This window comes from Kitasatospora sp. NPDC056531 (genome assembly GCF_042794375.1).
Lineage (GTDB): Bacteria > Actinomycetota > Actinomycetes > Streptomycetales > Streptomycetaceae > Kitasatospora.
In genome coordinates this window covers 76,838-100,496 of record NZ_JBHTTU010000029.1, presented here as the reverse complement: position 1 = coordinate 100,496, position 23,659 = coordinate 76,838, and the positions used below count along the sequence as shown (strand labels likewise).

The 23,659-nt window shown below is 71.1% G+C and carries 17 protein-coding genes and 4 pseudogenes; 13 read left to right on the top strand and 8 right to left on the bottom strand.

The genetic code is table 11. The features are described from left to right. Positions 1-247: 247 nt before the first annotated feature. Positions 248-370, top strand: a pseudogene (locus ACFQ87_RS23785) (TIGR01457 family HAD-type hydrolase); the annotation flags it as partial. 25 nt (positions 371-395) lie between these two features. Here ACFQ87_RS23785 and ACFQ87_RS23780 read toward each other — a convergent pair. Then, positions 396-1,016 (bottom strand): annotated as a pseudogene (locus ACFQ87_RS23780) (IS982 family transposase); the annotation flags it as partial. 144 nt (positions 1,017-1,160) lie between these two features. On the opposite strand from ACFQ87_RS23780, the gene ACFQ87_RS23775 reads away from it, so the two are divergent. The 9 genes and pseudogenes from ACFQ87_RS23775 (at position 1,161) to ACFQ87_RS23735 (ending at position 9,260) form a co-directional block, all read left to right on the top strand. Further along, complete coding sequence (locus ACFQ87_RS23775; protein ID WP_380612798.1) at positions 1,161-1,541, top strand: helix-turn-helix domain-containing protein; 381 nt, start codon at positions 1,161-1,163, stop codon at positions 1,539-1,541. Further along, positions 1,469-1,666 (top strand): annotated as a pseudogene (locus tag ACFQ87_RS23770) (adenylyl-sulfate kinase); the annotation flags it as partial. The gene ACFQ87_RS23775 and the pseudogene ACFQ87_RS23770, both read left to right, overlap by 73 nt. Then, positions 1,663-2,595: a sulfate adenylyltransferase subunit CysD gene (gene cysD, locus ACFQ87_RS23765; RefSeq protein WP_380612797.1), complete on the top strand. Its 933-nt coding sequence runs from the start codon at positions 1,663-1,665 to the stop codon at positions 2,593-2,595. The pseudogene ACFQ87_RS23770 and the gene cysD, both read left to right, overlap by 4 nt. Positions 2,596-2,597: 2 nt before the next feature. Then, positions 2,598-3,927: pseudogene (locus ACFQ87_RS23760) on the top strand (sulfate adenylyltransferase subunit 1). 2 nt (positions 3,928-3,929) lie between these two features. Then, on the top strand, positions 3,930-4,439 hold the full coding sequence (gene atpF / locus ACFQ87_RS23755; RefSeq protein ID WP_380612796.1) for a F0F1 ATP synthase subunit B: 510 nt from the start codon (positions 3,930-3,932) through the stop codon (positions 4,437-4,439). Positions 4,440-5,194: 755 nt separating this feature from the next. Beyond that, positions 5,195-5,974 carry an HAD-IIA family hydrolase gene (locus ACFQ87_RS23750; RefSeq protein ID WP_380612795.1) on the top strand — a complete coding sequence of 260 codons (780 nt, stop codon included), beginning with the start codon at positions 5,195-5,197 and terminating at the stop codon, positions 5,972-5,974. Between the two features lie 90 nt (positions 5,975-6,064). After that, complete coding sequence (locus tag ACFQ87_RS23745; RefSeq protein WP_380612794.1) at positions 6,065-7,204, top strand: low temperature requirement protein A; 1,140 nt, start codon at positions 6,065-6,067, stop codon at positions 7,202-7,204. 129 nt (positions 7,205-7,333) lie between these two features. After that, positions 7,334-8,011, top strand: a complete 678-nt coding sequence (locus ACFQ87_RS23740; RefSeq protein ID WP_380612803.1) for a uracil-DNA glycosylase — start codon at positions 7,334-7,336, stop codon at positions 8,009-8,011. A gap of 190 nt (positions 8,012-8,201) precedes the next feature. Further along, positions 8,202-9,260, top strand: coding sequence for a glycoside hydrolase family 6 protein (locus tag ACFQ87_RS23735; RefSeq protein WP_380612793.1), 1,059 nt, complete (start codon positions 8,202-8,204; stop codon positions 9,258-9,260). Positions 9,261-9,302: 42 nt separating this feature from the next. Here the strand turns inward: ACFQ87_RS23735 and ACFQ87_RS23730 are convergent, their stop codons facing one another. From ACFQ87_RS23730 to ACFQ87_RS23715, 4 genes are all read right to left on the bottom strand, one after another. Continuing rightward, positions 9,303-11,234 carry a galactose oxidase-like domain-containing protein gene (locus ACFQ87_RS23730; protein WP_380612792.1) on the bottom strand — a complete coding sequence of 644 codons (1,932 nt, stop codon included), beginning with the start codon at positions 11,232-11,234 and terminating at the stop codon, positions 9,303-9,305. Between the two features lie 34 nt (positions 11,235-11,268). Beyond that, positions 11,269-13,491 carry a glycosyltransferase family 2 protein gene (locus tag ACFQ87_RS23725; protein ID WP_380612791.1) on the bottom strand — a complete coding sequence of 741 codons (2,223 nt, stop codon included), beginning with the start codon at positions 13,489-13,491 and terminating at the stop codon, positions 11,269-11,271. 525 nt (positions 13,492-14,016) lie between these two features. Continuing rightward, positions 14,017-15,297, bottom strand: coding sequence for a hypothetical protein (locus ACFQ87_RS23720; RefSeq protein WP_380612790.1), 1,281 nt, complete (start codon positions 15,295-15,297; stop codon positions 14,017-14,019). 358 nt (positions 15,298-15,655) lie between these two features. Then, positions 15,656-16,243, bottom strand: coding sequence for a DedA family protein (locus ACFQ87_RS23715; protein WP_380612802.1), 588 nt, complete (start codon positions 16,241-16,243; stop codon positions 15,656-15,658). A gap of 583 nt (positions 16,244-16,826) precedes the next feature. Here ACFQ87_RS23715 and ACFQ87_RS23710 point away from each other — a divergent pair. Beyond that, positions 16,827-17,918: an LLM class flavin-dependent oxidoreductase gene (locus ACFQ87_RS23710; protein ID WP_380612789.1), complete on the top strand. Its 1,092-nt coding sequence runs from the start codon at positions 16,827-16,829 to the stop codon at positions 17,916-17,918. Between the two features lie 66 nt (positions 17,919-17,984). Here ACFQ87_RS23710 and ACFQ87_RS23705 read toward each other — a convergent pair whose 3' ends face one another. Further along, positions 17,985-19,994 carry a putative bifunctional diguanylate cyclase/phosphodiesterase gene (locus tag ACFQ87_RS23705; protein ID WP_380612788.1) on the bottom strand — a complete coding sequence of 670 codons (2,010 nt, stop codon included), beginning with the start codon at positions 19,992-19,994 and terminating at the stop codon, positions 17,985-17,987. A gap of 418 nt (positions 19,995-20,412) precedes the next feature. Continuing rightward, entirely contained in the window at positions 20,413-20,838 is a 426-nt protein-coding gene (locus tag ACFQ87_RS23700) for an OsmC family protein (protein ID WP_380612787.1), read from the bottom strand. Between the two features lie 290 nt (positions 20,839-21,128). Here ACFQ87_RS23700 and ACFQ87_RS23695 point away from each other — a divergent pair, with 290 nt between their 5' ends. Then, complete coding sequence (locus ACFQ87_RS23695) at positions 21,129-21,464, top strand: chorismate mutase (RefSeq protein ID WP_380612786.1); 336 nt, start codon at positions 21,129-21,131, stop codon at positions 21,462-21,464. Between the two features lie 148 nt (positions 21,465-21,612). After that, positions 21,613-22,464: a signal peptidase I gene (lepB, locus tag ACFQ87_RS23690; protein WP_380612785.1), complete on the top strand. Its 852-nt coding sequence runs from the start codon at positions 21,613-21,615 to the stop codon at positions 22,462-22,464. Here lepB and ACFQ87_RS23685 read toward each other — a convergent pair. Next, positions 22,427-23,548, bottom strand: a complete 1,122-nt coding sequence (locus ACFQ87_RS23685) for a DMT family transporter (protein WP_380612784.1) — start codon at positions 23,546-23,548, stop codon at positions 22,427-22,429. The two genes, lepB and ACFQ87_RS23685, sit on opposite strands and share 38 nt — an antisense overlap. Positions 23,549-23,659 lie beyond the last annotated feature (111 nt).

The following is a 23,659-nucleotide window of genomic DNA, read 5'->3' as shown; positions in this document are numbered from 1 at the left end:
GCCACGACCGCCTGATACCCCTGTCCGTCGCGGAGATCCGCCGACTCATCGGCCTGCTCCTCCACCCTCACTGCCTCACCGCCGCACACCATCTGTGCTGGTCATACTGGCGACGGCGTAGCCAGACCCGGGCCCGCCGCAGCCACTACAAACGCCGAGGCCACACCCCATAACTGCGGTTGCAGTATTAGGCCGTGCCGCGTCAGGGCCCCACGCAAGACGCTGCAACACTTCGGGAGACACGCACGTGGCAGACCGCAAGCCCATCGAGTCCTGGCTGACCGACATGGACGGTGTCCTCATCCACGAGGGCACGCCGATCCCCGGGGCGGAGGGGCGGTTTCTAGCGGTCGTTGCAACACGTGGTCGGTTGTCTAGATGAATGATGCGAAGGGTTAGTGGTCGTAGGCGGTCAGCGAGCGCATGACGGGCTGGCAGGCGTCGTCGTTGTGCCAGATCGCGCAGGTCAGGGCGAGGACGCGTTGCAGGACGCGGACCATCACTCCGCCCTGGGTGCGGCCCTGGTGGCGTTCGAGGTCGAGCTGGGCCTTGAAGGTCTGGTTGACGGACTCGATGATCTGCCGCAGTGGCTTGAACAGAGCGGAGCCGGCCCGCAAGGGCTCGCCCTTGCGGGCCGGCCGCAGCAACCGGACGCCCCACTCGGCCAGCTCGTGTTCGAAGGCGCGGCCGTAGTACTGCCGGTCGCCGATCAGGGTCTGGCCCGGGCGGGAGGCGGCGAGGTCGGGCTCGGCATGGAGCAAGCCGAGCAGGGTCTCGCGCTCGTCCGCCTTCGCGCCGGTCAGCGCGAAGGCGACGGGCAGGCCGTGCAGGGTGCACACCAGGTGCAGGCGAAGTCCCCAGAAGTAGCGGGAGTGGCTGGCGCAGTAGCCGTACTCGGCCCAGCCGGCCAGGTCGGAGCGCTTGGCCGTCTCACGTGAGCGCCCGCATTCCACCGGCGTGGAGTCGACGACCCACACGCTGTCGGTCCACATCGAGGTGTCGGTCGCGAGTAGGCGGTTGATCTGAACTCTTGGGCGCAGACCCCCTGCTTTGGCTGGGGGTTAGCCCATCTTTGGCTCGGAGCCGCGAAGCGGCGGAGATCGCTGCGTTGTCGGTGGCGTGCACTATGTTGGTCGCAGCTACCGAAGGGGGGTGTTCCTATGCTGTCGGGGCGACGTTACCGTCTTGAACTCAGCGGTGATCAGGCCGAGTTGTGCGAGACGTTCGGCAACATCTGCCGGTCGGTATGGAACACTGCCCTGGAGCAGCGGCGGGAGTACCGGCGGCGTGGGGCGTGGATGAACTACGTGCCGCAGGCCGCCGAGCTGGCGGAGGCGAAGCGGGAGTTCCCGTGGCTGGCCGACGCCCCCTCGCACGTGTTGCAGCAGACTCTTCGGGATCTGGACCGGGCGTGCCGTGAGCATGGCACGTTCAAGGTGGGGTGGCGCTCTCGGCGTCGCTGGTCGCCGTCGAGGAGTGCGCCGCCCGGGACGTCAAGGGTCTGTACGGACGGTACGCGGCCGGCGAGCTCACCGGCCTGACCGGTGCCGACGACCCGTACGAGCCACCGACCGTTGCAGACCTGCGCATCGACACCCGCGGACAGACGGTCGAGGAATCGGCGGGCCTGCTCCTCGACCTCCTGATCGCGAAGGGGCTGGCATGACCGCAGTCCTCGACACCCGCGAGCCCGATACCGAGCAGAAGCTCACCCACTTGGATCTACTGGAGTCGGAGGCGGTCCACATCCTCCGGGAGGCCGCCGGCGGTTTCGAACGGCCGGCGATCCTCTTCTCCGGTGGCAAGGACTCCATCGTCATGGTCCACCTTGCCCTCAAGGCGTTCGCCCCCGCGCCTCCGCCCTTCACTCTCCTGCACATCGACACCGGCCACAACTTCCCCGAAGTCATCAGCTTCCGCGACCGGTTCACCGCCGCCCACCAGCTGCGCCTGCTCGTGGTCGCGGTGCAGGAGTCGATCGACCGTGGTCTGCAGCGGGAGCGCCCGGACGGGATGCGCAACACCCTGCAGACCCTGCCACTGCTCACCGCGATCGAGGAGAACCGCTTCGACGCCGTCCTCGGCGGCGGACGCCGTGACGAGGACAAAGCTCGTGCCAAGGAGCGCGTTTTCTCGGTCCGGGACGAGTTCGGCGGCTGGGACCCACGCCGGCAGCGCCCCGAGTTGTGGCAGCTGTACAACGAGCGGATCGCACCGGGTGAGCACCTGAGGATCTTCCCGCTGTCCAACTGGACCGAACTGGACGTCTGGCAGTACATCGCCCGGGAGGGAATCGACCTGCCGAGCATCTACTTCGCCCATGAGCGCGAGGTGTTCGCCAGGTCAGGCATGTGGCTCGCCCTCGGCGACTGGGGAGGCCCGAAGCTCGACGAGGCTGCCCGAACGCTCATGGTTCGCTACCGCACGGTCGGCGACATGTCGTGTACCGGCGCGGTCGAGTCCACCGCCGTCACCGTCGACCAGGTCATCCGGGAGATCACGCTGTCCCGTCGGACAGAACGTGGTGCAACCCGGGCCGACGACAAGCTTTCCGAGACCTCCATGGAAGACCGCAAGCGCGAGGGGTACTTCTGACCATGCCCACCGAGGACATCCGTTCCGACCTCGTCTCCCAGCTTCGGGTCGTGACTGCAGGATCCGTCGATGACGGCAAGTCGACGCTGGTCGGACGACTGCTCCACGACTCCAAGTCGATCCTCAGTGACCAATGGGAGTCCGTCGAGTACGCCTCCCGCACCCGCGGTCTCGACGTCCCGGACCTCGCCCTGCTGACTGACGGCCTTCGCGCCGAGCGCGAGCAAGGCATCACCATCGATGTCGCATACCGCTACTTCAGCACCGCCAGACGCAGGTTCATCCTCGCCGACACTCCGGGCCATGCCCAGTACACCCGCAACATGGTCACGGGAGCCTCCAACGCCGACGTTGCGGTCCTCCTCGTGGACGCCCGCCGAGGAATGAGCGAACAGACCTGGCGGCACGCGGCGATAGCTGCCCTGCTGCGGACGCCTCGGATCGTTCTCGCCGTCAACAAGATGGACCTGGTCGACCACGACGAGGCGGTCTTCAGGGGTATGGCCTCGGAGTTCGCGAGCCGCACCGCCGCACTTGGCCTCCCGGAAGCCACGACCATCCCCATTTCGGCACTCTCGGGCGACAACGTGGTTCACCGGTCCCCCCCACATGGCTTGGTACGAAGGTCCGGCGCTGCTGGAGCTCCTGGAGATGCTGCCCGCACGGGCCGAGCCTGACAGCGGGGCGGCCCGCTTCCCCGTGCAGTACGTCATCCGACCTCGCACCAAGGAGCACCCGGACTACCGTGCGTATGCCGGGAGGATCACCTCCGGCGCCCTGCGGGTCGGCGATGCCGTGGCCGTTCTCCCCTCCGGGAAGACCAGCACGATACGAGGGATCGACATGCTCGGGCGACCCGTGCAGTCGGCGGCGGCGCCGCAGTCGGTCAGCATTGTCCTCGCGGATGAGCTGGATGTCGCGCGCGGTGACCTGATTGCATCGGCCGAGAACGCGCCATCCCTGCGCGATGCCGTCACGGCCACTGTGTGCAATCTGGTCGATCCGCCACTGCGGGCCGGTGACAGGGTCCTGCTGAAGCACACGACGCGCACGGTACGCGCCGTCGTCAGGGCCGTCTCTGCACGGCTCAGGCTGGATGACCTCGTGTACGAGCCAGCCGATGGCAGGCTCGACGTCAACGACATCGGGATGGTCGAGATCAAGACTGCGGAGCCTCTCCCGGTGGACGGGTTCTCCCTCCACCCGGCGACCGGGTCGTTCATCTTGGTGGACCCGCAGGGCGGTGCGACCCGCGCGGCCGGAATGGTAACGGAGGAAGCGGTTGGCGGGGATCCGCCCAAGGTCATCGATGGCCTCTCAACTACCATATGAGCATGGGACCATTGGAGCCGGATGTACCTCAGCTTGTCGTCGGACTTGTCTGCTTTTTCCTGATTTTCGGAGTTCTCGGGAAGCTGCTGCTTCCTCGTATCGAGAAGACCCTGGCGGAACGCCAGGACGCCACCGAAGGCGGCGTCGAAAGGGCTGAGGCGGCCCGCGCCGAAGCTCAGCGCGTCCACGAGGAGTTTCAGTCGGAGCTCGCCGCCGCCCGGCACGAGGCCGCGCAGATCCGGCAGACCGCCACCGAGGAGGGGGCGGCTCTGCTTGCGCAGCTTCGGTCCGAGGGGCAGGAGGTGCGGGACCGCATGGTGTCGGAAGCCAAGGTCCAGCTCGAGGCCGACCGGGTCATCGCCGAGGCCGAGCTGCGTGAAGACGTGATCCGTCTCGCTGGTGACCTGGCGGGCCGCATCGTCGGTGAGCCGGTCGCCGACGGTCCGCGGGCTCGGGCGATCGCCGACGAGTTCTTCGCCGAGCTCGACGCGAAGACGGGCACGCGCGGCTAAGTTCCTGTACCTACTTCCCCGCCAGCGGCTCGGGTCCGCGGTCAGTGGCTACCCCACCGACCCGTGCCCGAGCCGCTCACCGTTGTGGTCGCCGGCGTCGGTGACCGACGCTCGACAGCGACCCTGAAGGAGCTGCCGTCGACGGCCCTGTCTCACGCTGGCAGCACTCGTGTTGGCACGGGCGTCTGCTTGGCCGCGACACCGCAGCCAGCGGCCGGGCCACCTCGCTGCGTGCCCCACCCGGAAGGCGCCATCCGGGTCCCGTAAGCCAGCACGCCGCGCTGGCGGCCCGCTCACTGGTGCGTGGACGATGACGCCTTAGGTGGCACGTGTCCGTCGGGTGCCGGGTAGGTGACTGACGCATTGACAGGCGACCGCGTATCGCCGTGGTGTGTGGCCATGGCGTTCTCACGCGCCTGACGGCGGTCGCGGCCGCATCCCGCCGTTGAGAATTCGGCAGGACGCGATGATGACGCGTGTGTTCGGGTGCGAGCGGGCAAGCGTCCCCGGCGGAGCGAGGCCGGCGGGAGTGCCGCGCAGTTCGAGATCGTTTGGCCCGGAGGGTCTCCGCCGCCAGGGCACTGGAAAGGCGGGTCCAGCTGGAGTGGAGGCAGCGGTCTCCCTGGCGACATCGTGGGGCGACTACGCTGGTCGGCGTTGGGGCAGCCTGTGGTGCCCGGCCGGCCGAGGCTGTCCGGTCCGGAGCGATGTGCGAGATCGTTCAGAACCGTTGCAAGATCGAGGGAGACACCGACGTGGCAGAGCGCAAGCCCATCGAGGCGTGGCTGACCGACATGGACGGGGTCCTCATCCACGAGGGCACCCCGATCCCGGGGGCCGCCGAGTTCATCAGCAAGCTGCGGGAGTCCGGCAAGCCGTTCCTGGTGCTGACCAACAACTCGATCTACACCCAGCGTGACCTCCAGGCCCGGCTCGCCCGGATGGGGCTCGACATCCCGGCCGAGAACATCTGGACCTCGGCGCTGGCCACCGCCAAGTTCCTCGGAACCCAGCGGCCGGGTGGCACCGCGTACGTGATCGGCGAGGCGGGTCTCACCACGGCCCTGCACGACGTCGGGTACGTGCTGACCGACAGCGAGCCCGATTTCGTGGTCCTCGGCGAGACCCGGACCTACTCCTTCGAGGCGCTCACCAAGGCGATCCGCCTGATCAACCAGGGCGCCCGGTTCATCTGCACCAACCCGGACGAGACCGGCCCCTCCACCGAGGGCGTGCTGCCGGCCACCGGCTCGGTGGCGGCCCTGATCACCAAGGCGACCGGCGTCGAGCCGTACTTCGTCGGCAAGCCCAACCCGCTGATGATGCGCGAGGCGCTGAACACCGCCGGGGCCCACTCGGAGACCGCCGTGATGATCGGCGACCGGATGGACACCGACATCGTCGCGGGCATGGAGGCGGGCATGGAGACCATCCTGGTGCTCACCGGGCTGACCTCCGCCTCCGACGTGGAGCGCTTCCCGTACCGGCCGACCCGGGTGGTCAAGTCGATCGCGGACCTGGTCGAGTTGGTCTAGCTGGTCTAGCCTCTGCGGTGCTGTCACGAGCCCCGTTCCGGCCGAGCGCCGGGGCGGGGCTCGTTCCGTACCGGTGGGGAGCAATGTGCGATGAGTTCTACGGGGGAGGCCGAGGGCGGCCCGGGCGAGAAGCGGGTCACCTGGGCGGAGCTCTACTTCGACCTGGTCTTCGTCTTCGCGATCACCCAGGTCTCCGGGCTGCTGCACCACCAGCACGACGCCACCGGCCTGATCCGGGCGCTGGTGGTGTTCGTGCCGGTGTACTGGTGCTGGGTCGGCACCACCGTGCAGGCCAACATCCGGGACGTGGACAACCTGCGCGACCGCCTGGGCATCCTGCTGGTCGGCCTGGCCGGGCTGTTCATGGCTCTCGCCATCCCCGGTGCGTACGGCCGGCGGGGCCTGCTGCTCGGCGCCGCGTACTGGCTGGCCCGGGTGGTGCTGCTGCTCCTGCTGGTCCGCCTCCCGGGCGTCTGGCGCGGCCCGTACGGTGCCGGCGTGCTGGTCAGCGGGCCGCTGCTGCTGGTCGGCGGGCTGCTGTCGGACGGGCCGCGGCTCGCGTTGTGGGCGGCGGCCGCGCTCTGCGACCTGGCCGCGCCGCTGGTGTTCCGGCGGCGGCTCGCGGCGGTGGCGTACCACCCGGCGCACATGCCGGAGCGGTTCGGGCTGTTCCTGCTGGTGGCGCTCGGTGAGTCGATCGTCGGGATCGGCGCCTCGGCGGCCGGGGCCCGGCTGGACGCGGCCGAGCTCACCGCCGTGGCCGCCGCGTTCACCATCTCGGCGGGCCTGTGGTGGCAGTACTTCGTGTTCGCGGCGGACGCGATGCGGCACGCCGTGGAGGTCGCCGACTCGCGACGGGACGTGGTCCGGCGGATCTTCCAGTACGGGCACCTGGCGCTGGCCGCCGGGGTGATCGGGGTCGCGGTCGGCTTCGAGGAGACCGTCGCGGACCCCCGGCAGGCGCTCGGCGCCGGGTCGGTGGCGCTGCTGTACGGCGGGTGCGGGCTGTACCTGCTGACCTTCGGCTACACCCGCTGGATGATGTTCCGTCAGGTCTCGACCACCCGGATCGCCGCCGCGGTGGTGGTGCTGGGCCTGCTGCCCGTGATGGTGCGGCTGTCGGCGCTGGTGGTGCTGGTGGCCCTGGCCGGGCTGCTGGTGGTGCTCAACGCTCTGGAGCACCTGCGGGTGGTGCGGGCGACGGCCGCCGCCGCGGCTCCTGTGGACTGAGTTGTCGGTGGGGCTGTGTAGCGTTCGGGGTGTAAGAGGGCAGGCGGCGCGGCAGCCGCGGTGTGGGAGGTAGATGTCGTGACGGACACGGTCGAGGCGGGCGTGGTCGAGGCCGGCGAGGGCGGCGGGCTGGAACTGCCCGAGTCCTGGCGCGAGGTGCTCGGCGCCGAGACGGAGAAGCCGTACTTCGCGGAGCTGGCGGCCTTCGTGGCGGCCGAGCGCGCGCAGCACCAGGTGTTCCCGCCGAGCGGCCAGGAGTTCGCCGCGTTGGAGGCCACTCCGTACGAGAAGGTCCGGGTGCTCGTCCTCGGCCAGGACCCGTACCACGACGACGGCCAGGCCCACGGCATGAGCTTCTCGGTGCTGCCCGGGACGAAGACGCCGCCCTCGCTGCGCAACATCTTCAAGGAACTGGACGCCGACCTGGGCGTCCCCGCCCCCGACAACGGCTACCTGATGCACTGGGCCGAGCAGGGCGTGCTGCTGCTCAACGCGGTGCTCACGGTCCGCGCCCACGAGGCCAACTCGCACAAGGCGAAGGGCTGGGAGAAGTTCACCGACGCGGTGATCAAGGCGGTGAGCGCGCGCGAGGAGCCGGTGGTCTTCGTGCTGTGGGGCAACTACGCCAAGAAGAAGCTGCCGCTGATCGACACCGAGAAGCACGTGGTGGTGCAGGGCGCGCACCCGTCGCCGCTGTCCGCCAAGCTGTTCTTCGGCAGCCGTCCGTTCTCGCAGATCGACGCGGCGCTGGACGGCTTCGGCGGCGAGCCGATCGACTGGCGGGTGCCGGACCTGAAGCAGGACTGACCTCCGGCCGGGGCCGGATCGACACAGGGCCAGGCCTGGTGGCCGTGGGCGGACGGGATCGGATTCCCGTTCGCCCGCGGCCACTTGCCGTTCACCGCTGTCGGCCGCCGAGCGGGGCCGGGTGTGCTTAGCTGGTGCCGACCGGTCGCCGGACCGGTCCAGGGGCGGGGCCGGCTCAAAGGGGCGGTACGTGCGCGGGGTGGGACGGGCGGGAACGATTCGGTGGGCCGCGCTGGCCGCGGGCCTGACGGCGCTCGTGGTCTCCGGCTGCGGCGGCTCGGACGGCGGCGCCGCGAAGGCCGCCCCCAGCGTCGCGGCCCCGAGCGTCGCGGTCCCCAGCGCGACGGCCGAACCCGGCGGCCCGGACCAGCTCCCCGGCCAGGCCTTCTACGTCTCCGACCAGACCAACGCCGCCCGGCAGGTCGCCACGCTGCGCGACCAGGGCCGCACGGCGGAGGCCGACACCCTGCTGCGGATCGCCGGCCAGCCGTCCTCGCAGTGGCTGGGCGAACAGGGCGCCCAGCAGATCGCCGAGCAGGTCAGCCGCCGGGCCGCCGAGGCGGGCCGGACGGCCGTCTTCGTCGCGTACGACATCCCGCACCGCGACTGCGGCCAGTACTCGGCCGGCGGTGCCGCCGACGCGGCCGCCTACCGCTCCTGGATCACCGGCGTCGCCCAGGCCCTCGGCGACCGCAAGGCCTGGGTCGTACTGGAACCGGACGCCGTCGCTCACACCCTGGACACCTGTGGGATCAAGGGCGACCTGGCCGCCGAGCGGTACGGCCTGCTGGCCTTTGCCGTCCAGGAGTTGAAGAAACGTCCGAACGTCCGGGTCTACCTGGACGCGGGCAACCCGGGCTGGGCGCAGGATCCGGACGACCTGGCCGCCGCCCTGCGCAGGTCGGGCATCGCCGCGGCGGACGGCTTCGCGGTGAACGTCGCCAACTTCTACCCCACCGACCGGAACGAGGCGTACGGCAACCGGCTCTCCGGCGCCCTGGGCGGGAAGCACTTCGTCGTCGACACCAGCCGCAGCGGCAACGGCTCGCTGGGCTCCGACGCCTGGTGCAACCCGCCCGGCCGGGCGCTCGGCGAGCCGCCGACCACCGAGACCGGGCGGCCGAACGTCGACGCCTACCTGTGGATCAAGAACCCGGGGGAGTCCGACGGCGAGTGCGGCCGCGGTGAGCCCCGGGCGGGCGAGTTCTGGCTGCCGTACGCGCTGGGGCTGGCCCGGGCGGCGCGCTGAGCCGCCGCGCCGACCGCCCGGGTGACCTCGTACGGTGAGCCGCTATCCGGTGACCTGGACCCAGCGGGCGACCGACGGGGTGCCGGCGGAGTCCGTCAGGAACAGCATGTACCAGCCGGGCGGCAGCAGGTCGGGGTTGCCCGGGAGGGTGAGCGAGACCCCGTCGGCGGTGCGCCCGGTGATGTCCAGGGCCACCGAGCGCTGCTCGACGTCGGTCACGTGGGTCACCGAACTCGGCCGGATCAGCTTGGCGGTGGTCACCGCGTCCGGCCGGGAGGCGCCGACCTTGAGGGTGCCGCCGAGCTTCGCAGCCCCCGGCGCGGCCGTCACCTCCGGGCGGTCGCCGTGGTACAGGTACGGCGGGGTGTAGATCTCGATCCGCTGCTCGAAGCCGCCCGGCTGGGTCTCGGCCTTGTCCGCGAAGAGCGGGTTGGAGCCCAGTACCGCGATCCGGCCGTCCGGCAGCAGCAGCGCCTCGGAGTGGTAGTCGCGGCCGACGGTGGGTTCGGCGGCGGTCGTGAAGCTGTTGGAATCCGGGTGGTACACCTGCGCCTTGAGCAGGTCGCTCTCGCCCCGGCCGCGGTAGCCGCTGGAGCCGCCGGTGGTGAACACGGTGTCGTCGGGGAGGATCACGCTGTTGAGGTAGCGGGTGCCGCCGGCCGGCAGGTCCGGGCCCGGGGTGAAGGAGGGCTTGGCGGCCGAGAGGTCGGCGATGTCGGTGCGGGCCGTGGACAGCGGGGACTCGCCCACCCCGCCGCCGCCCAGCACCATGACCTTCTGCGCCTGTGCGGGCGGCAGCAGTACCGAGGAGGAGGTCTCGGTCAGACCCGGGTCGCGCAGGCCGGGGACGGGCTGGAAGCTGTTGTTCGACAGGTCCCACACGCCGGGCTCGCGCCCCTTCTCGGCGGGGCCGTAACCGGCGTTGGAGCCCGAGTAGAAGAGCTTGCCGGAGGCCGTCAGGAAGAGCGACGGGTAGGTCGGGAAATAGCGGTCGGGGGCCTTGGCCCAGGTCTTGGTCTTCGGGTCGTAGACCTCGTTGTCGTTGCCGTTGAGGATCTCCCCGGTGTCGTCCAGCCCGGAGACGGTGACCACCCGGCCGTCGCCCAGCCCGGTCAGCGTCGGGTACCAGCGGGCGTGCGCCATGTCCGTGACCTGCTCGTAGAGCTCGGTGTCCGGGTTGAACTCGAAGGCGGAGCGGATGCCCTGGTACTCCTGCTTGTCCAGGGTCATCTTCTCGCTCTGCCCGTACAGGTTGTGCGCGTCGGTGCCGGTCAGGCCCTTGATCCGGTACTGGGCGGGGGAGTTGGCCACGTAGTCCGGGCCCTCTCCGAGTGCCTCGACGAACACGTGCTGCTCGCCCGCGGTGACCACGGTCTGCTTGCCGGAGCCGGTCTTGGTCGCGGCGGGGACGGTCACCGGAACGGTGCTGGCGTACTCGCGGCCGTTCGGGGCGACGAAGACGGTGCCCTTGGGGAAGGTGCGGTCGCGCTCCGGGCTCTCGTTGCGCACCCGCATCACCCCGGCCGCCTTCTTCACCGCGCCGTCCAGCTTCTCGTACCGCTGGGTGCCGCCGGCCACCAGCACCCGGCCGTCCGGGAGGGAGGTGTGGCCGCCGCAGAACATGTCGGCCGGGGTGGGTATCAGCTTGTAGGTGTTCTTGGCCGGGTCCCAGAGCAGGCTCTTGAAGCTGCCCGCGTTGAACTGCTTCTCGTCGTTGCCGGAACCGGCCACGATCAGCACCTTGCCGGTGCGCAGCAGGGTGGCGTGGACGGCGTTGACCCGGAACTCGGCGGGCAGCGTCAGGGTCTGCCAGTGGCCGTACTGCGCCTTGTACTCGGGGCGGTTGATCACGTAGCTGTGGTACTGGTCGCCGGCGAAGCCGAGGACGGCCGGGGCGTTCATCCCGGCGACGGTCAGCGCGACGGTGCTGCCGAGGGCGAAGCGCTTGGCGCGGCCGGTCTTGTGGATCCTCAAGGTGGTACTCCCCTCGGGAGGCGGGCGGGGTGGCTCAGTGGGCGGGGGTGCCGCTCTCGGCGTGGTCGGGCGCCAGGTCGTCCGGCGGGACGAGGCGGAGCGTGACCGTCGGGGAGTCGGGCGCGGCCAGGCGGAGCGTGAGCGTCGGGCTGTCGAGCGCCGTCGTCGCCTGTGCGGGTACTGCCTGTGCGGGTGCGGTCTGCACGGGTGTTGCGAGCGGGGCGGGGTGGGGGCCGCGGGCGTGGCGCGGGTGGCGCTTCTCCAGGACGACCTTGGGGGTCGCAGCCGGGTCGCCTGTCACGGTGAGGGTGGCGGTGGGCCGGGTCCGGCGTCGGCGGACGGCGTCGCCGACCAGGATCAGCAGCGGCAGCAGGGTCAGGGCCAGGGCGATGCAGGCCCAGGTCCGCATCGCGACGTGGTCGTAGCCGGTGTAGTAGGAGGCGGCGACGGCGCCGCCGAAGACCAGCGTCCAGAACAGGTGGAAGCGGAAGGTGCCGAGTCGGTCGGCGCTGGCCTCACGGCCCTTGGGCGTCACCACGAAGCGGCTGCGGCGGCGCACCAGTGCCTGCAGCAGCGAGGCCGCGTAGATCGGGCCGCAGAGTGCGGACATCAGCATGCCCGCGACCCCGGAGGAGCCGGCCGGCTCGTGCGGGCTCACGTTGTGCTTGCGGTTCCAGGTGTAGAGCAGGAGTTGGAGCGCGGCCGCGTCGCTGTAGAGCATCATCCAGATCTCCGAGGAGACGTGGACGCCGGAGGCGCCGAAGCCCAGGTAGAGCACGCTGGACACCCCGCCGAGCAGCCAGGTGAGCGCCGCCATCGGGTAGAAGCCCACCATCAGCGAGTAGTTGAGCAGCCGGCCGGGCGACAGCCGCCACATGACCCGCCAGTACCGGGTGAGCAGGGTCTCGTAGGTGCCGCGGCTCCAGCGCAGTTGCTGGGAGAAGAAGTCGGTCCAGGAGGACGGGCCTTCGCCCACCGCGAGCACGTCCGGGGTGTACACGGACTTCCAGCGGTCCCCGGTCTCCGGGTTCCGGCTCCGGTGGAACTCCAGGCCGGTCGCCATGTCCTCGGTGATGGAGTCGTACAACCCGCCGATCGACTGGAGCGCACGGATTCTGACGGCGTTGTTGGTGCCGACGAACATCGGTGCGCCGTAACGGTTTCCGGCGCGTTGGATGAGGGCGTGGAAGAGGTACTGCTGGCTCTCGCTGAATTTGGTGACGGCCGAACCCGAGCTCCGGTAGTTCCCGTACACCTGGGGGCCGACCACGAATGCCACGTCGGGATCGCGGAAGTAGCCGAGCATGCGCTCGCAGAAGTCGGGCAGCGGAACGTGGTCGGTGTCGACGGACACCCAGAAGTCGTAGTCGTCGCCGTGCGCCTGGAGCCAGGCGTTGTAGTTGCCGTGCTTCGTCTTGGCGCGGAAGCGGCCCTTCGGCTGGTTCCAGTGCGGCCGGCCGGCGCGGCTGAAGTGGCGCACGCCCAACTCCGTGCAGAGGGCGCGCATTGCAGGATCGTTTCCCTCGTCCAGCAGCCAGACGTCGTACGGGCCTTCGTGCCGCACGGCGCGGGCCGCGACCAGCGTGGCCCGGACCATCTCCGGCGGCTCCTTGCCCGGCACGCAGGTGGTGAGGAAGGCGACCCGGGTGCCGGACTCCGGCGTCACGGGTATCGGGTCACGGGCGACCAGGGTCGCGTGGGTGTTGGAGGCGACGTTGACCAGTCGGAACACCTCGACCACGGCGATGATCCCGATCATCACCTTGTCGCCGAGCAGCACCAGGGTGTCGGTCTCGTCCGGGCGCTCCGGCCAGTGCTCCGGCAGCAGCAGCCAGACCAGCAGGATCGCCTCCAGCAGCGGGGCGGCCACCAGCAGCAGGGCGGCCCGGATCCGGTGCGGCTCGTGGCGCAACAGGCTGCGGTACTGGACGCGGTAGGGGGTGGCCGTTCCCGCGGGTCGCCCGGTGCTGCCCGGTTCCGGCCGGTAGACACCGCCGCCGAGCTCCCGGTCCTCGTCGGGATCGACCGCCGGGCCGGCGAGGCGGCTGAAGTGGCCGTAGTCGTACGGGGCTTCGGGCACCGGTACGGCGCGCAGGACCACCTCGTCCAGCTTCTCGGAGGCCCGGTCGTCACCGTTCGGACCGTCGGCGCCACGATCGCCGGCGCCTCGATCGCCGGCGCCTCGACTGCTTGCGTCCCGGCTGCGCCCGTGGCGGGCTGTTCCGTCGCCCTTTCGTCGCGAGAACGGCGTGGTCATAGCTGCTCCCCCCGGAGTAGTGCGCCTTGCTTTGCTTTGCTCGGCGTTGCTGCGCCTCGCCCCGAAGTCGTCCGGGCAGAACACGGCCCGGCGAACCGCCGTCCATCCGGCGGTTTCCGGGCCGTCCAGCACGTGGCCTCCAGTACCTGGAGTGTGTGCGACCGGTTGAGTTGTGGGTCGGCGTGGCGGCTTCGAATGTTGGATCCCGGTGCACTACCCGGCTTCCCCTCCGGGTATGCGGGATCCTCGGATTGCTCAACTCTCCCGGAGGGCAACGGTGATCGCAACCGATCGGAGGAATGATCACCGCGCAAGCGTGAAGATACTACGGTTCCCGGCCACTACGGCTTGTGATGGTGCTAGTGCGGCGAATTCGGCACCGGCGCGCCCCTTCGGCTCGGGGCGGGACAGCGGTTGCTCCCCGGCGGCCCGGCTGGATGTCAACGACGACGGCCGGCAGGGTGCGAACACCCCGCCGGCCGTACCGGTTTCGGCCCGGGACCGACTGCTCCGCGCCCCGGCGCGTCAGCCCGCCGCGCCCAGGAAGCCGTCCCAGCCGCCGGCCGGAGCCTGGCCGACGTTGAGGGTGCGCAACTTGCGCAGAGTGGACTCGTCCTGCACCTCCAGCCACTCGACCAGCTGCTTGAAGGAGACCAGCCGGACCTCGGGCTTGCTCGCGATGGCCTTGAGGGCCCCCTCGACGGCGTCCATGTATATGCCGCCGTTCCACTGCTCGAAGTGGTTGCCGATGAAGAACGGCGCGCGGTTGCTGTTGTACGCGCGCTCGAAGCCGGCCAGGTAGGAGTTGGTGGCCTGGGTGCGCCACTCGTCGTACTTGCCGGGGTCGCCCTTGGTGCTGCCGGCGGACTGGTTGGCCAGGATGTTGTAGTCCATCGACAGGACCTGGAAGGTGTGCCCGGGGAACGGGATGGACTGCAGCGGGAAGTCCCAGACCTTTCCGTCCTGCACCTTCTGCGGCCATATCTGCAGACCGCCCGCGGAGCTGGCGTCGTACTTCCAGCCCAGCTTGGCGATGGTCGGCAGCAGCGCCTTCTGACCCTCCAGGCAGGGGGTGCGGCCGCCGATGAGCTCCTTCTTGTAGTCGAAGGGGAGCGGGTCGACGTCGGTGAAGCCGGTGTTGGTCCGCCACTGGGTGACGAAGGCGATCGCCTGGTCTATCTCGCTCTGCCAGTCGTCCGGGGTCCACATGTTGACCCCGTTCTTGTCCGGCCGGCTGGAGCAGAAGTGCCCGTTGAAGTGGGTGCCGATCTCGTGCCCGGCCAGCCAGGCCTGGCTGACGAGCTTGAGGGTGCTCTTCACCGCGCCGTCCGACAGGTACGGGATGTCGGAGGCGCCGACCGCGTGCTTCGGCGGGTGGTACAGCTGGGACTTGCCCTTGGGCAGGGCGTATATCCCGGAGAGGAAGAAGGTCATCGTGGCCTTGTACTGCTCCGCCAGCTTCAGGAAGCGGGGGAACTGGCCGTCGTCGGTGCCGCCCGCGCCGTCCCAGGAGAACACCACGAACTGCGGCGGCCGCTCGCCCGGCTTGAGCTTCTCGGGCTTGGGCTGGTTCGGCTGCGGGCCGGTGTCCGCGTTGGACCCGTCACCGATCGGGGTGCCCTTGGGGACCACTGCCTGGGTCGGGTCGGAGGTGCCGGTCTTGGCGTCGCCGTTGTTGCCGCCGGAGGAGGGGGAGGAGGAGTTCTGCCCTGACCCGGATCCGCCGCTGGAACAGGCCGCGACCGCGCCGAGGGCTGCGGTCGCGGCGGTAGCACTGAGCACCGTCCTGCGCGAGATGCTGGTCATGGTCTCCCCTGGGTGCCGATGCCGGTGGTGAGGGCGGCTGTGGGCCGAACCGGTCAAATCAGGCAATTGATGAATATTTCGCCGTTAGCATGTCATGTCGCCGCAGCGGCCACCAAGGGTCGCCGAGCTCCCGACGACAGTCAACACGCCGGGCACACCCGGCTGGGCTGCAGGGATCGGTCGTCTGTTGCGGTCCTGTGACGCTTCGCACTGCGCGGTGTCAAGGGAGTACGGTACCGCCGCTCCGCCCGGCCCGGTCAGAGTTCGTCGGCGGTCGGTGCGGTGCTTCGCCTGTAAGGGAAAATTGTGCTCCTGGTGGGACCCGGCGGCCGGAAGACGCCGGTCGGTGCGGGGCCGGTCAGAGTGCGGCCAGCCGCCGGTTGCGGCGAATTATTCGCGCGACCGCGGTGCTGATGGCGGTGGCCGCCGCGCAGGAGACGGCCAGACTCAGCCAGGCCGTGTTGAACCAGTGGCTGTTCAGCCAACCCAGCGTCACGATGTAGGCGGCCCAGACCAGCGCGGCCAGCGCCGACCAGTGCAGGAAACGGTGCGGATGGGCGGGGGAGTGGCCGATGGCCAGGTCCAGGACCGTCCGCCCGGCCGGAACGAAGCGCGCGACCACCACCATCGCGGCCGCCCCGCCGCGCGGGCGCTCGATCAGGGACTGCTGCACCCGGGCCACGCTGGCCGCCAGCTTCGGGCGCCGGGCGAGTCGGCGCTGAAGCACCGGGGCGCCGCGTCGGGCGAGGTGGAGCAGCAGGAGGTCGCCCAGGAACGAGGCCATCGCCACGCCGAGGGCGAGCAGCACCGGGGCGCCACTGATCTGCTCCGTCTTGAGCACGGCCAGGATGACCAGCGTCCCGCTCGGGATGAAGGGGAGGAGGGCGTCGCCGAGCACGGCGAACAGCGCCAGGGCGCAGATCCACGAGGATCCGATCGCCGCCACGAAGTTCAAGGCCCTACTCCCTCCACGCCGCCCGGGGGAGCAGGTGGCTGCTTCCGACCAACGCTAGCGCCTCGACTTTTCATGCCATGAAGCACCCCGGTATGCGGAGGATCACGCCGGGGAGGCGATCGGGCGGAAGGGCCGGAAACAGTACGAGCCCCCGGGGCGGGGTGCCGCGCCGAGGGCTCGCAGGGATCGTTCGGCGCTGGTCCAGCCCGGCGATCTTGCTGGCGGAACGCGGATCCCGTTGGGTGATCCGCTCCTGATCACCAGCCTGCCGGAAGCCGGTCGCGGATCGCGAGCCCAGGGGCTGGCGACTTCCGTTCCTGGCGTGAAGTCGCCATCCGTGTTCGACCGCTGGCTCTCCGTCGACCGAGCGGCCGGTCGGTCGTGCGGGGCGGCACCTGGCGGAACGGTCGAACCGCACCCGGATCGGGCGGGCCCGCTGGGAACAGCGAGCCCGGAACCGTGGTTGACCCCGGTCGGCAGTAGCGACCGCCGGGCCGTCCGCGACCCGTGCGGCCGCCCAGGACGGTCGGCTCGGAGTGCAGCCGGACCAAGAACAGCCAGGAGGGCGGACGGCATGACCACCGAGGACCAGCAGGAGCACGGAACCGAGCCGCCGATCGGCGCGGCGATCCGCGGCAGCGCCCGCGGCACGGCACCCGCCCCGCTCTCGATCCTCGACCTGGCCACCGTCGGCGTCGGCTACACGCCCGCCGAAGCCCTGGCCGCCACCACCGAGTTGGCCCGCCGGGCCGAGCAGTGGGGGTACCACCGCTTCTGGGTGGCCGAGCACCACGGCATGCCCGGGGTGGCCAGCTCGACCCCGGCCGTCCTGCTCGCCCACCTCGGCGCCAACACCACCACGCTGCGGCTCGGCTCGGGCGGGGTCATGCTCCCCAACCACGCCCCGCTGACCATCGCCGAGCAGTTCGGCCTGCTGGAGGCCCTGCACCCCGGCCGGATCGACCTCGGGCTCGGCCGCGCCCCCGGCACCGACCCGGCCACCGCCCGGGCGCTGCGCCGCGGCCTCGCCGAGGGTGCGGACGACTTCCCGCAGCAGCTCGCCGAGCTGACCCACTTCCTCGACGGCGACTTCCCGGCCGGCCACCCGTACGCGCGGCTGACCGCCGTCCCCAAGGGCGAGGGCCGCCCGCCGGTCTGGCTGCTCGGCTCCTCCGGCTTCAGCGCCCAGCTGGCGGGCCGGCTCGGCCTGCCGTTCGCCTTCGCCCACCACTTCAGCAGCGCCAACACCATTCCGGCCCTGGACCTGTACCGGACGTCCTTCCGCCCCTCCGACGTGCTCACCGAGCCGTACGCGCTGATCGGCGTGAGTGCCGTCGCCGCCGACGACGAGTCCGCCGCCCGCCGTCTCGCCCGCTCCGCTGCGCTCGGCATGCTCCGGCTCCGGCGCGGCAACCCCGGCCCGATCCCGACCCCGGAGGAGGCCGAGGAGTACCCGTACAGCCCGGTCGAGGAGGACTTCGTCGACAGCTGGCTCGACAACGTGGTGCTGGGCGACCCGGGTCAGGTCGCGGACGGCCTGGAGGCCCTGCGCAAGCGGACCGGGGTGAACGAGTTGATGGTCACCTCGCACATCCACGGCCACGAGGCCCGGCTCCGCTCCTACGGCCTGATCGCCGAGGCGTACGGTCTGACGGCAACCGCCTGACGGCAACCGCCTGGCAGCAACCCCTTTGCCGCACCCCGCCCCGGCGGAAACCGCCCCGCCCGTGCCCTACCGGCCGTGCGGGGTGGGGCGGCCCTCCCGGAGTATCGCCGCGACCAGCTCGGCCTCGCCGGGCCGGGCGAAGTACCAGCCCTGGGCGGTGTCGCAGCCGGTCAGTCGCAGCCTCTCGGCCTGGGCGGCGCTCTCGATGCCCTCGGCGGTGACGGTCAGGCCGAGGGTGTGGGCCAGCTGCACCATCGCGCCGACGATCTGCTCGTCGGCGTCGCTGCGGCGGGAGCGGAGCTCTGGCATGGGCGGGCGGTCCGTCGGGGCCGGGTCGCGGAAGCCCTCGATGAAGGTGCCGTCGAGCTTCAGGACGTGCACCGGCAGCCGGGAGAGGTAGGCCAGGTTGGAGTAGCCGGTGCCGAAGTCGTCGATCGCGATCCGCACCCCCATGTCGGCCAGCGCCTGCAGGGCCTGCAGCGGGCGCCCACCGGGGCCGAGCAGGGCGCTCTCGGTGATCTCCAGCTGGAGTAGCCGGGCCGGCAGGCCGGTGCGTTCGAGGACCCGGGCGACGTCGGCCACCACGTCGGAGTCCCAGATCTGGCGGGCCGCCAGGTTGACGCTCACGAAGGTCTCGGTGTCGGGGAATTCGGTGAGCCACTGCTTGGCCTGGCGACAGGACTCCTCCAGCACCCAGCTGCCGAGCGGCACGATCGCGCCGGACTCCTCGGCGAGCGGGATGAAGCGGTCCGGGGAGATCGTCCCGTAGCGGGGATGGCGCCAGCGGACCAGGGCCTCGGCGCCGTGCACCGCGCCGTCGGCCAGGCCGACCAGGGGCTGGTACTCGACGCTGAACTCGCCGCGCTCCAGGGCCGGCCGCAGCGCGGTGGCGAGCAGTTGGCGGGTGAGCTGGTGGGCGCCGCGGTCCGGGTCGTAGAGGGTCCAGCGGGCGCGGCCGTCGGCCTTGGACCAGTAGAGGGTGGCGTCGGCGTCCTTGACCAGGTCGGTCGGGGTGGTCTCGTGCACCGAGCGTTCGACGACGCCCACGCTGGCGGTGATCACCAGCCGGTGCCCGGCGACGTCGAAGGGACGTTCCAGCACCTCCAGGATCCGCCCGGCGAGCGCGGTCAGTTGCTCGCTGCCGATGCTGTCGGTGACCAGGACGGCGAACTCGTCGCCTCCCATCCGGGCCACCAGGTGGGCGTCGCGTTCGGCGAGCCCGCCCCGCAGCCGGCTGGCGACGGCGATCAGCAGCTGGTCGCCGATGTGGTGGCCGAGGGTCTCGTTGATCGCCGCGAAGCCGTCGAGGTCCAGGTAGCAGACGCCCACCCGGCGTCCGTCCGCCGCCGCCACGGGGCGGTCGGGGCCCCCGTCGCTTCCGGGAGCCTCGGTGCCGGTGAGACAGGCCGCGTCGAGCCGTTCGAAGAAGAAGGTCCGGTTGGGCAGACGGGTCAGCGGGTCGTGCAGGGCCTGGTACTCCAGGCGGTCACCGAGCCGGCGCTGTTCGGTGATGTCCTCCACCAGCGCGAGCGTGTAGAGCGGCTGCCCGGCGCCGTCCCGGATCAGGGAGACGGTCACCTTGCTCCAGACCGTGTGGCCCTCGCGGTGCTTGAGCTGTTTCTCCACGCGGAACCGTTCCCGCTCACCGTGGACGAGTTCGGTGAAGAGCCGCGGCGGCATGCCCTCCGGGTCGATGATCTCGTGCAGGTGGGTGCGGACCAGTTCGCCGACGCTCCGTCCGATCAGCGCTGCGAAGGCCGGGTTGACCTCGATGATCCGGTCCTCGGGGTCGATCAGGGCCATGCCGATGACGGCGTCGCAGAAGGCGGCCCGGAACCGCGACTCGCTGGCCCGCAGCGCCGCCAGCAGCCGGTCGCTGCCACCGCCCTCCCGGCCGGGGGCGTCAGTGGCGCCCAGGGTGCCGCCGGTCAACGGGGCCGAGCAGGTGGGGCAGAGCAGCACCTCGGGGCCCTCCAGGGTGCCGCAGGCGGTAGCCGACGCGGCCGGGGGAGCAGAAGCCGGATCGAGGACCGGCGCGGTGAGGTGGCGGTGATGTGACGATTCCTCGTGTCGCACGCCTGGGTGGTGTGCGTCGGCCCCCTCGTTCTGGCCCGGCACGGCATGCTCCCGTCCGCTGCTGACGCTTGACGATGGTTCGCCAGGCCGGTCGGGACTCCGGCGGCCGGCTCCGCGCTCTGTCACGGTCCTCGGAGCCGGTCCGCTGCGGGGCGACCGCCGAGGGGCGCTGTCGCGGGGGGACCCACGTGAAGAACAGGGCGCTTCGGCCGATCATAGGACGCGACGACAACGCGCGGTGACCGCCGCCAGGGTGATTCGTCCTCTTTGTGATCATGCATGGTGGAACGTTCAGACGCCCTTGGTGTGCATCACGTGAGGTGCGCAGGGAGCGCGTGCGCCGAGGCCACGCCCCCGGGCGCCGGTTGCGCGCCGGGGGCGTGGCCGGGTGCGCCCCCGGACGAGCCGGGGGAGGGGGTCAGGCCAGCTTGGCGGTGAGGGTGATGGTGGTGCCGGTCAGGGCCTGGCTGACCGGGCAGTTGACCTTGGCGTCCTCGGCGGCCTTCACGAAGCCGGCCTCGTCCAGGCCGGGTACGTCGCCGGTGACGGTCAGGTGGATGCCGGTGATGCCGGTGCCGGGCTGGAAGGTGACGTCGGCCTGGGTGTCGAGCTTGGCGGGCGGGTTGCCGGCCTTGGTCAGGCCGTTCGAGAGGGCCATCGAGAAGCAGGCGGAGTGGGCGGCCGCGATGAGTTCCTCGGGGCTGGTCTTGCCGTTGGGTTCCTCGGCGCGGGCCGCCCAGGAGACGGGGTACTCGCCGATCCCGGAGGAGGCAAAGGTCACCTGACCCTTGCCGTTGAGGAGGTTGCCCTCCCAGGCGGTACGGGCGGTGCGGGTGGTTGCCACGATCGGTTCCTCCACTACTGAGGGACTGCTGAGTCGTCACTTCCGGTCATGCACGCACCAGCCTACGGGCAGCCCGGCCCCGGGACCGGGCGCCGGGGCCGGGTGCCGACGGCCCGTCGGTCGACAGACGCCCCGGCGGCCCGGTGGGACGGCCCCACCGGGCTGTCCGGATGCCGGACGGTTCCGCCGAACGGTGCGGGTCCGGAGCGGGTGCCCTGTTAGATTTGCCGGGGCCCGAGCCCGGCCGCCGTACGGCCGGGCGCCCACCCCAGACACCGGGAGCCGACCCGATGACGGACCAGCCCACGACCCCCGACGCCGGCGTGCCCGAGGGGATCGACGACGCGGTGCGGGCGGAACTGACCAGCCTGCGCGAGAGCATCGACAACATCGACGCCGCAGTGGTCCACATGCTGGCCGAGCGCTTCAAGGCGACCCAGCGGGTCGGCCGCCTCAAGGCCGAGCACAAGCTGCCGCCGGCCGACCCGGCCAGGGAGCGGGACCAGATCGAGCGGCTGCGGGAGCTGGCCGCCGGGGCCAAGCTCGACCCGGTCTTCGCGGAGAAGTTCCTCAACTTCATCATCGCCGAGGTCATCCGCCACCACGAGGCCATCGCCCGCGCCTGAAGGCGCCCCTGAAGGCGATCCCCTGGACGCTGCCCTGATCGGCGGCCCCGTCCGGTGATGTCGGGGGCGGCTAAATGCCGGATTTCGTGAGGCTCCCCGGTTGGCGTAGCGTGCAGGTTTCCCCAGCCGGAGAGGTGGAGCAGCGACGATGGCGGTGAACCTGCCCGAAACGCCCAGCGGAGCCCCCGGCGATCCCGGCGTGCAGGACGTCGAGGACACCCGGTACACCAGCGGCGCAGCCGGCGCGTCGGATGCCCCGGGCGTACCCGACGCCCCCGGCGGCCGCGCCGAGGCCCGCCGCCGGGCCGGCGGTTCGCGCGGTCGCAAGGCGCGTGGCTCGGCCCGTCGCTCGGCGCGTCGCCCCCGGCCGTGGTGGATCGAGCTGCCGGTGATGGTGGTCATCGGGCTGGTGGTCGCGCTGCTGATCAAGACCTGTCTGTTCCAGGTCTTCACCATCCCGTCCGGCTCGATGGAGAACACCCTGCGGGTCGGCGACCGGGTCGGCGTGAACAAGCTCGCGCCGCTCACCGGCTGGAAGCCGGAGCCGGGGCAGCCGGTGGTGTTCAAGGACCCGGGGAACTGGTTGCCGCCGCAGCCCGTCGACTCGAACCCGTTCACCAACGCCGTGAGCTCGGTGCTCAGTTTCGTCGGGCTGGTGCCTCCGAAGGACGACAACTACCTGGTCAAGCGGGTCATAGCGACCGGCGGCGAGACCGTGCAGTGCACGGGCACCACGCTGACCGTCGACGGGAGGAAGGTCGACGAGCCGTACCTGCACCCGGGCGACGACTCCTGCGCGGGCCTGGACTTCGGTCCGGTGAAGGTGCCCGCGGGCTACATCTGGGTCGAGGGCGACCACCGCAGCGACTCGGCGGACTCCCGCTACCACCGGCAGGGCCCGGGCGGCGGCGCCGTGCCGGTGGACAACGTGGTCGGTCCGGTGTCAGCCGTCGTGTGGCCGCTCAACCACTTCGACTGGTTCGGCTGGACCGGCCGCTGACCCCGCGCTCGGCGGCGGCCACCCGCTCCCGGCCCTCCTGAGCTGGTCCGACGGCCCGGGAGGCAGTGGCACCGGACGCAGCGGCACCCGAGGCGGTGGCACCGGCGACCACCTCGGTCACACCGCCACTGTGGCCCGCCGCCCCCGCCTCCACCACCGCCGGCTTGCTGATCTGCGCGGCGAAGGCGCCCGCCAGGACCAGCAGACCGCCCGTGACCTGTGGCAGCCCCAGGTGCTCGCCGAGCAGGACCCAGGCCAGCACGGTGGCGACCACGGCCTCCAGGTTGGCCACCACCCCGGCGATCGGCGGTGAGAGGTACCCGACGGAGATCACGCCGGTCAGGTAGGCGAGCACGGTCGCGACCAGCACCATCCAGGCGGCCGGGATCAGCGCGGGCAGGGTGTGCCCGTTCATCACCACGGATCCGCCGAGCGGGCTCCAGTCGGCCTGCCAGGGCCGGGTGAGGACGGTGAGCAGGACGGCGCCGATGAGCAGTCCGTACGCGCTGACGGCCATCGGGTCGACCGGGCGATCGCCCCGGCGGCCGGCGTCGGCGAGCACGAAGTAGCCGACCTGGCAGCACGCCGCGCCGAGGGCGAACAGCACGCCCAGGGCGTCGAAGCTCAGGCCGTTCCAGACCTCGACCACGCAGGCCAGTCCGGCCACGGCGACGCCGGCGCCGATGGCCGCGCCCCGGGTGATCGGCTGGCGCTGCACGAACTTGACGTAGCCGATGAGCAGCGGCGGCCCGAGGTACTCGATGAGCAGCGCGACGCCGACCGGGATGCGGGAGATCGCCGCGAAGTAGCAGGCCTGGACGCCGGCGACGGCGAGCAGGCCGAAGCCGAGCAGCAGGCCGGGGCGGCGCAGGACGGCGTCCCGGTGCCGGTAGGCGATCGGCAGCAGGGCCACGGCGGCGCCGGTGACCCGGAGCCACACCACGTGCAGTGGTGAGAGTCCGGCCTCGATCAGCGGCTTGGCCGCGGTGCCGGAGCCGCCGAAGGCGAACGCGGAGACCAGCGCGAGGCTGAGGCCGAGGGTTCTGCCCGAAGGGTGGGTGGGCGAGGCCGTTGAGCTTTGCACCGACGCATTGTGACAGTCATACCGGCGCTTCGGTAAGGCGCCATTTCGTCATTCGGTCCTGCTGCCCACTGTCCGCAACGGCGCACTCACCCACCCGAGGACCTCGGGAGC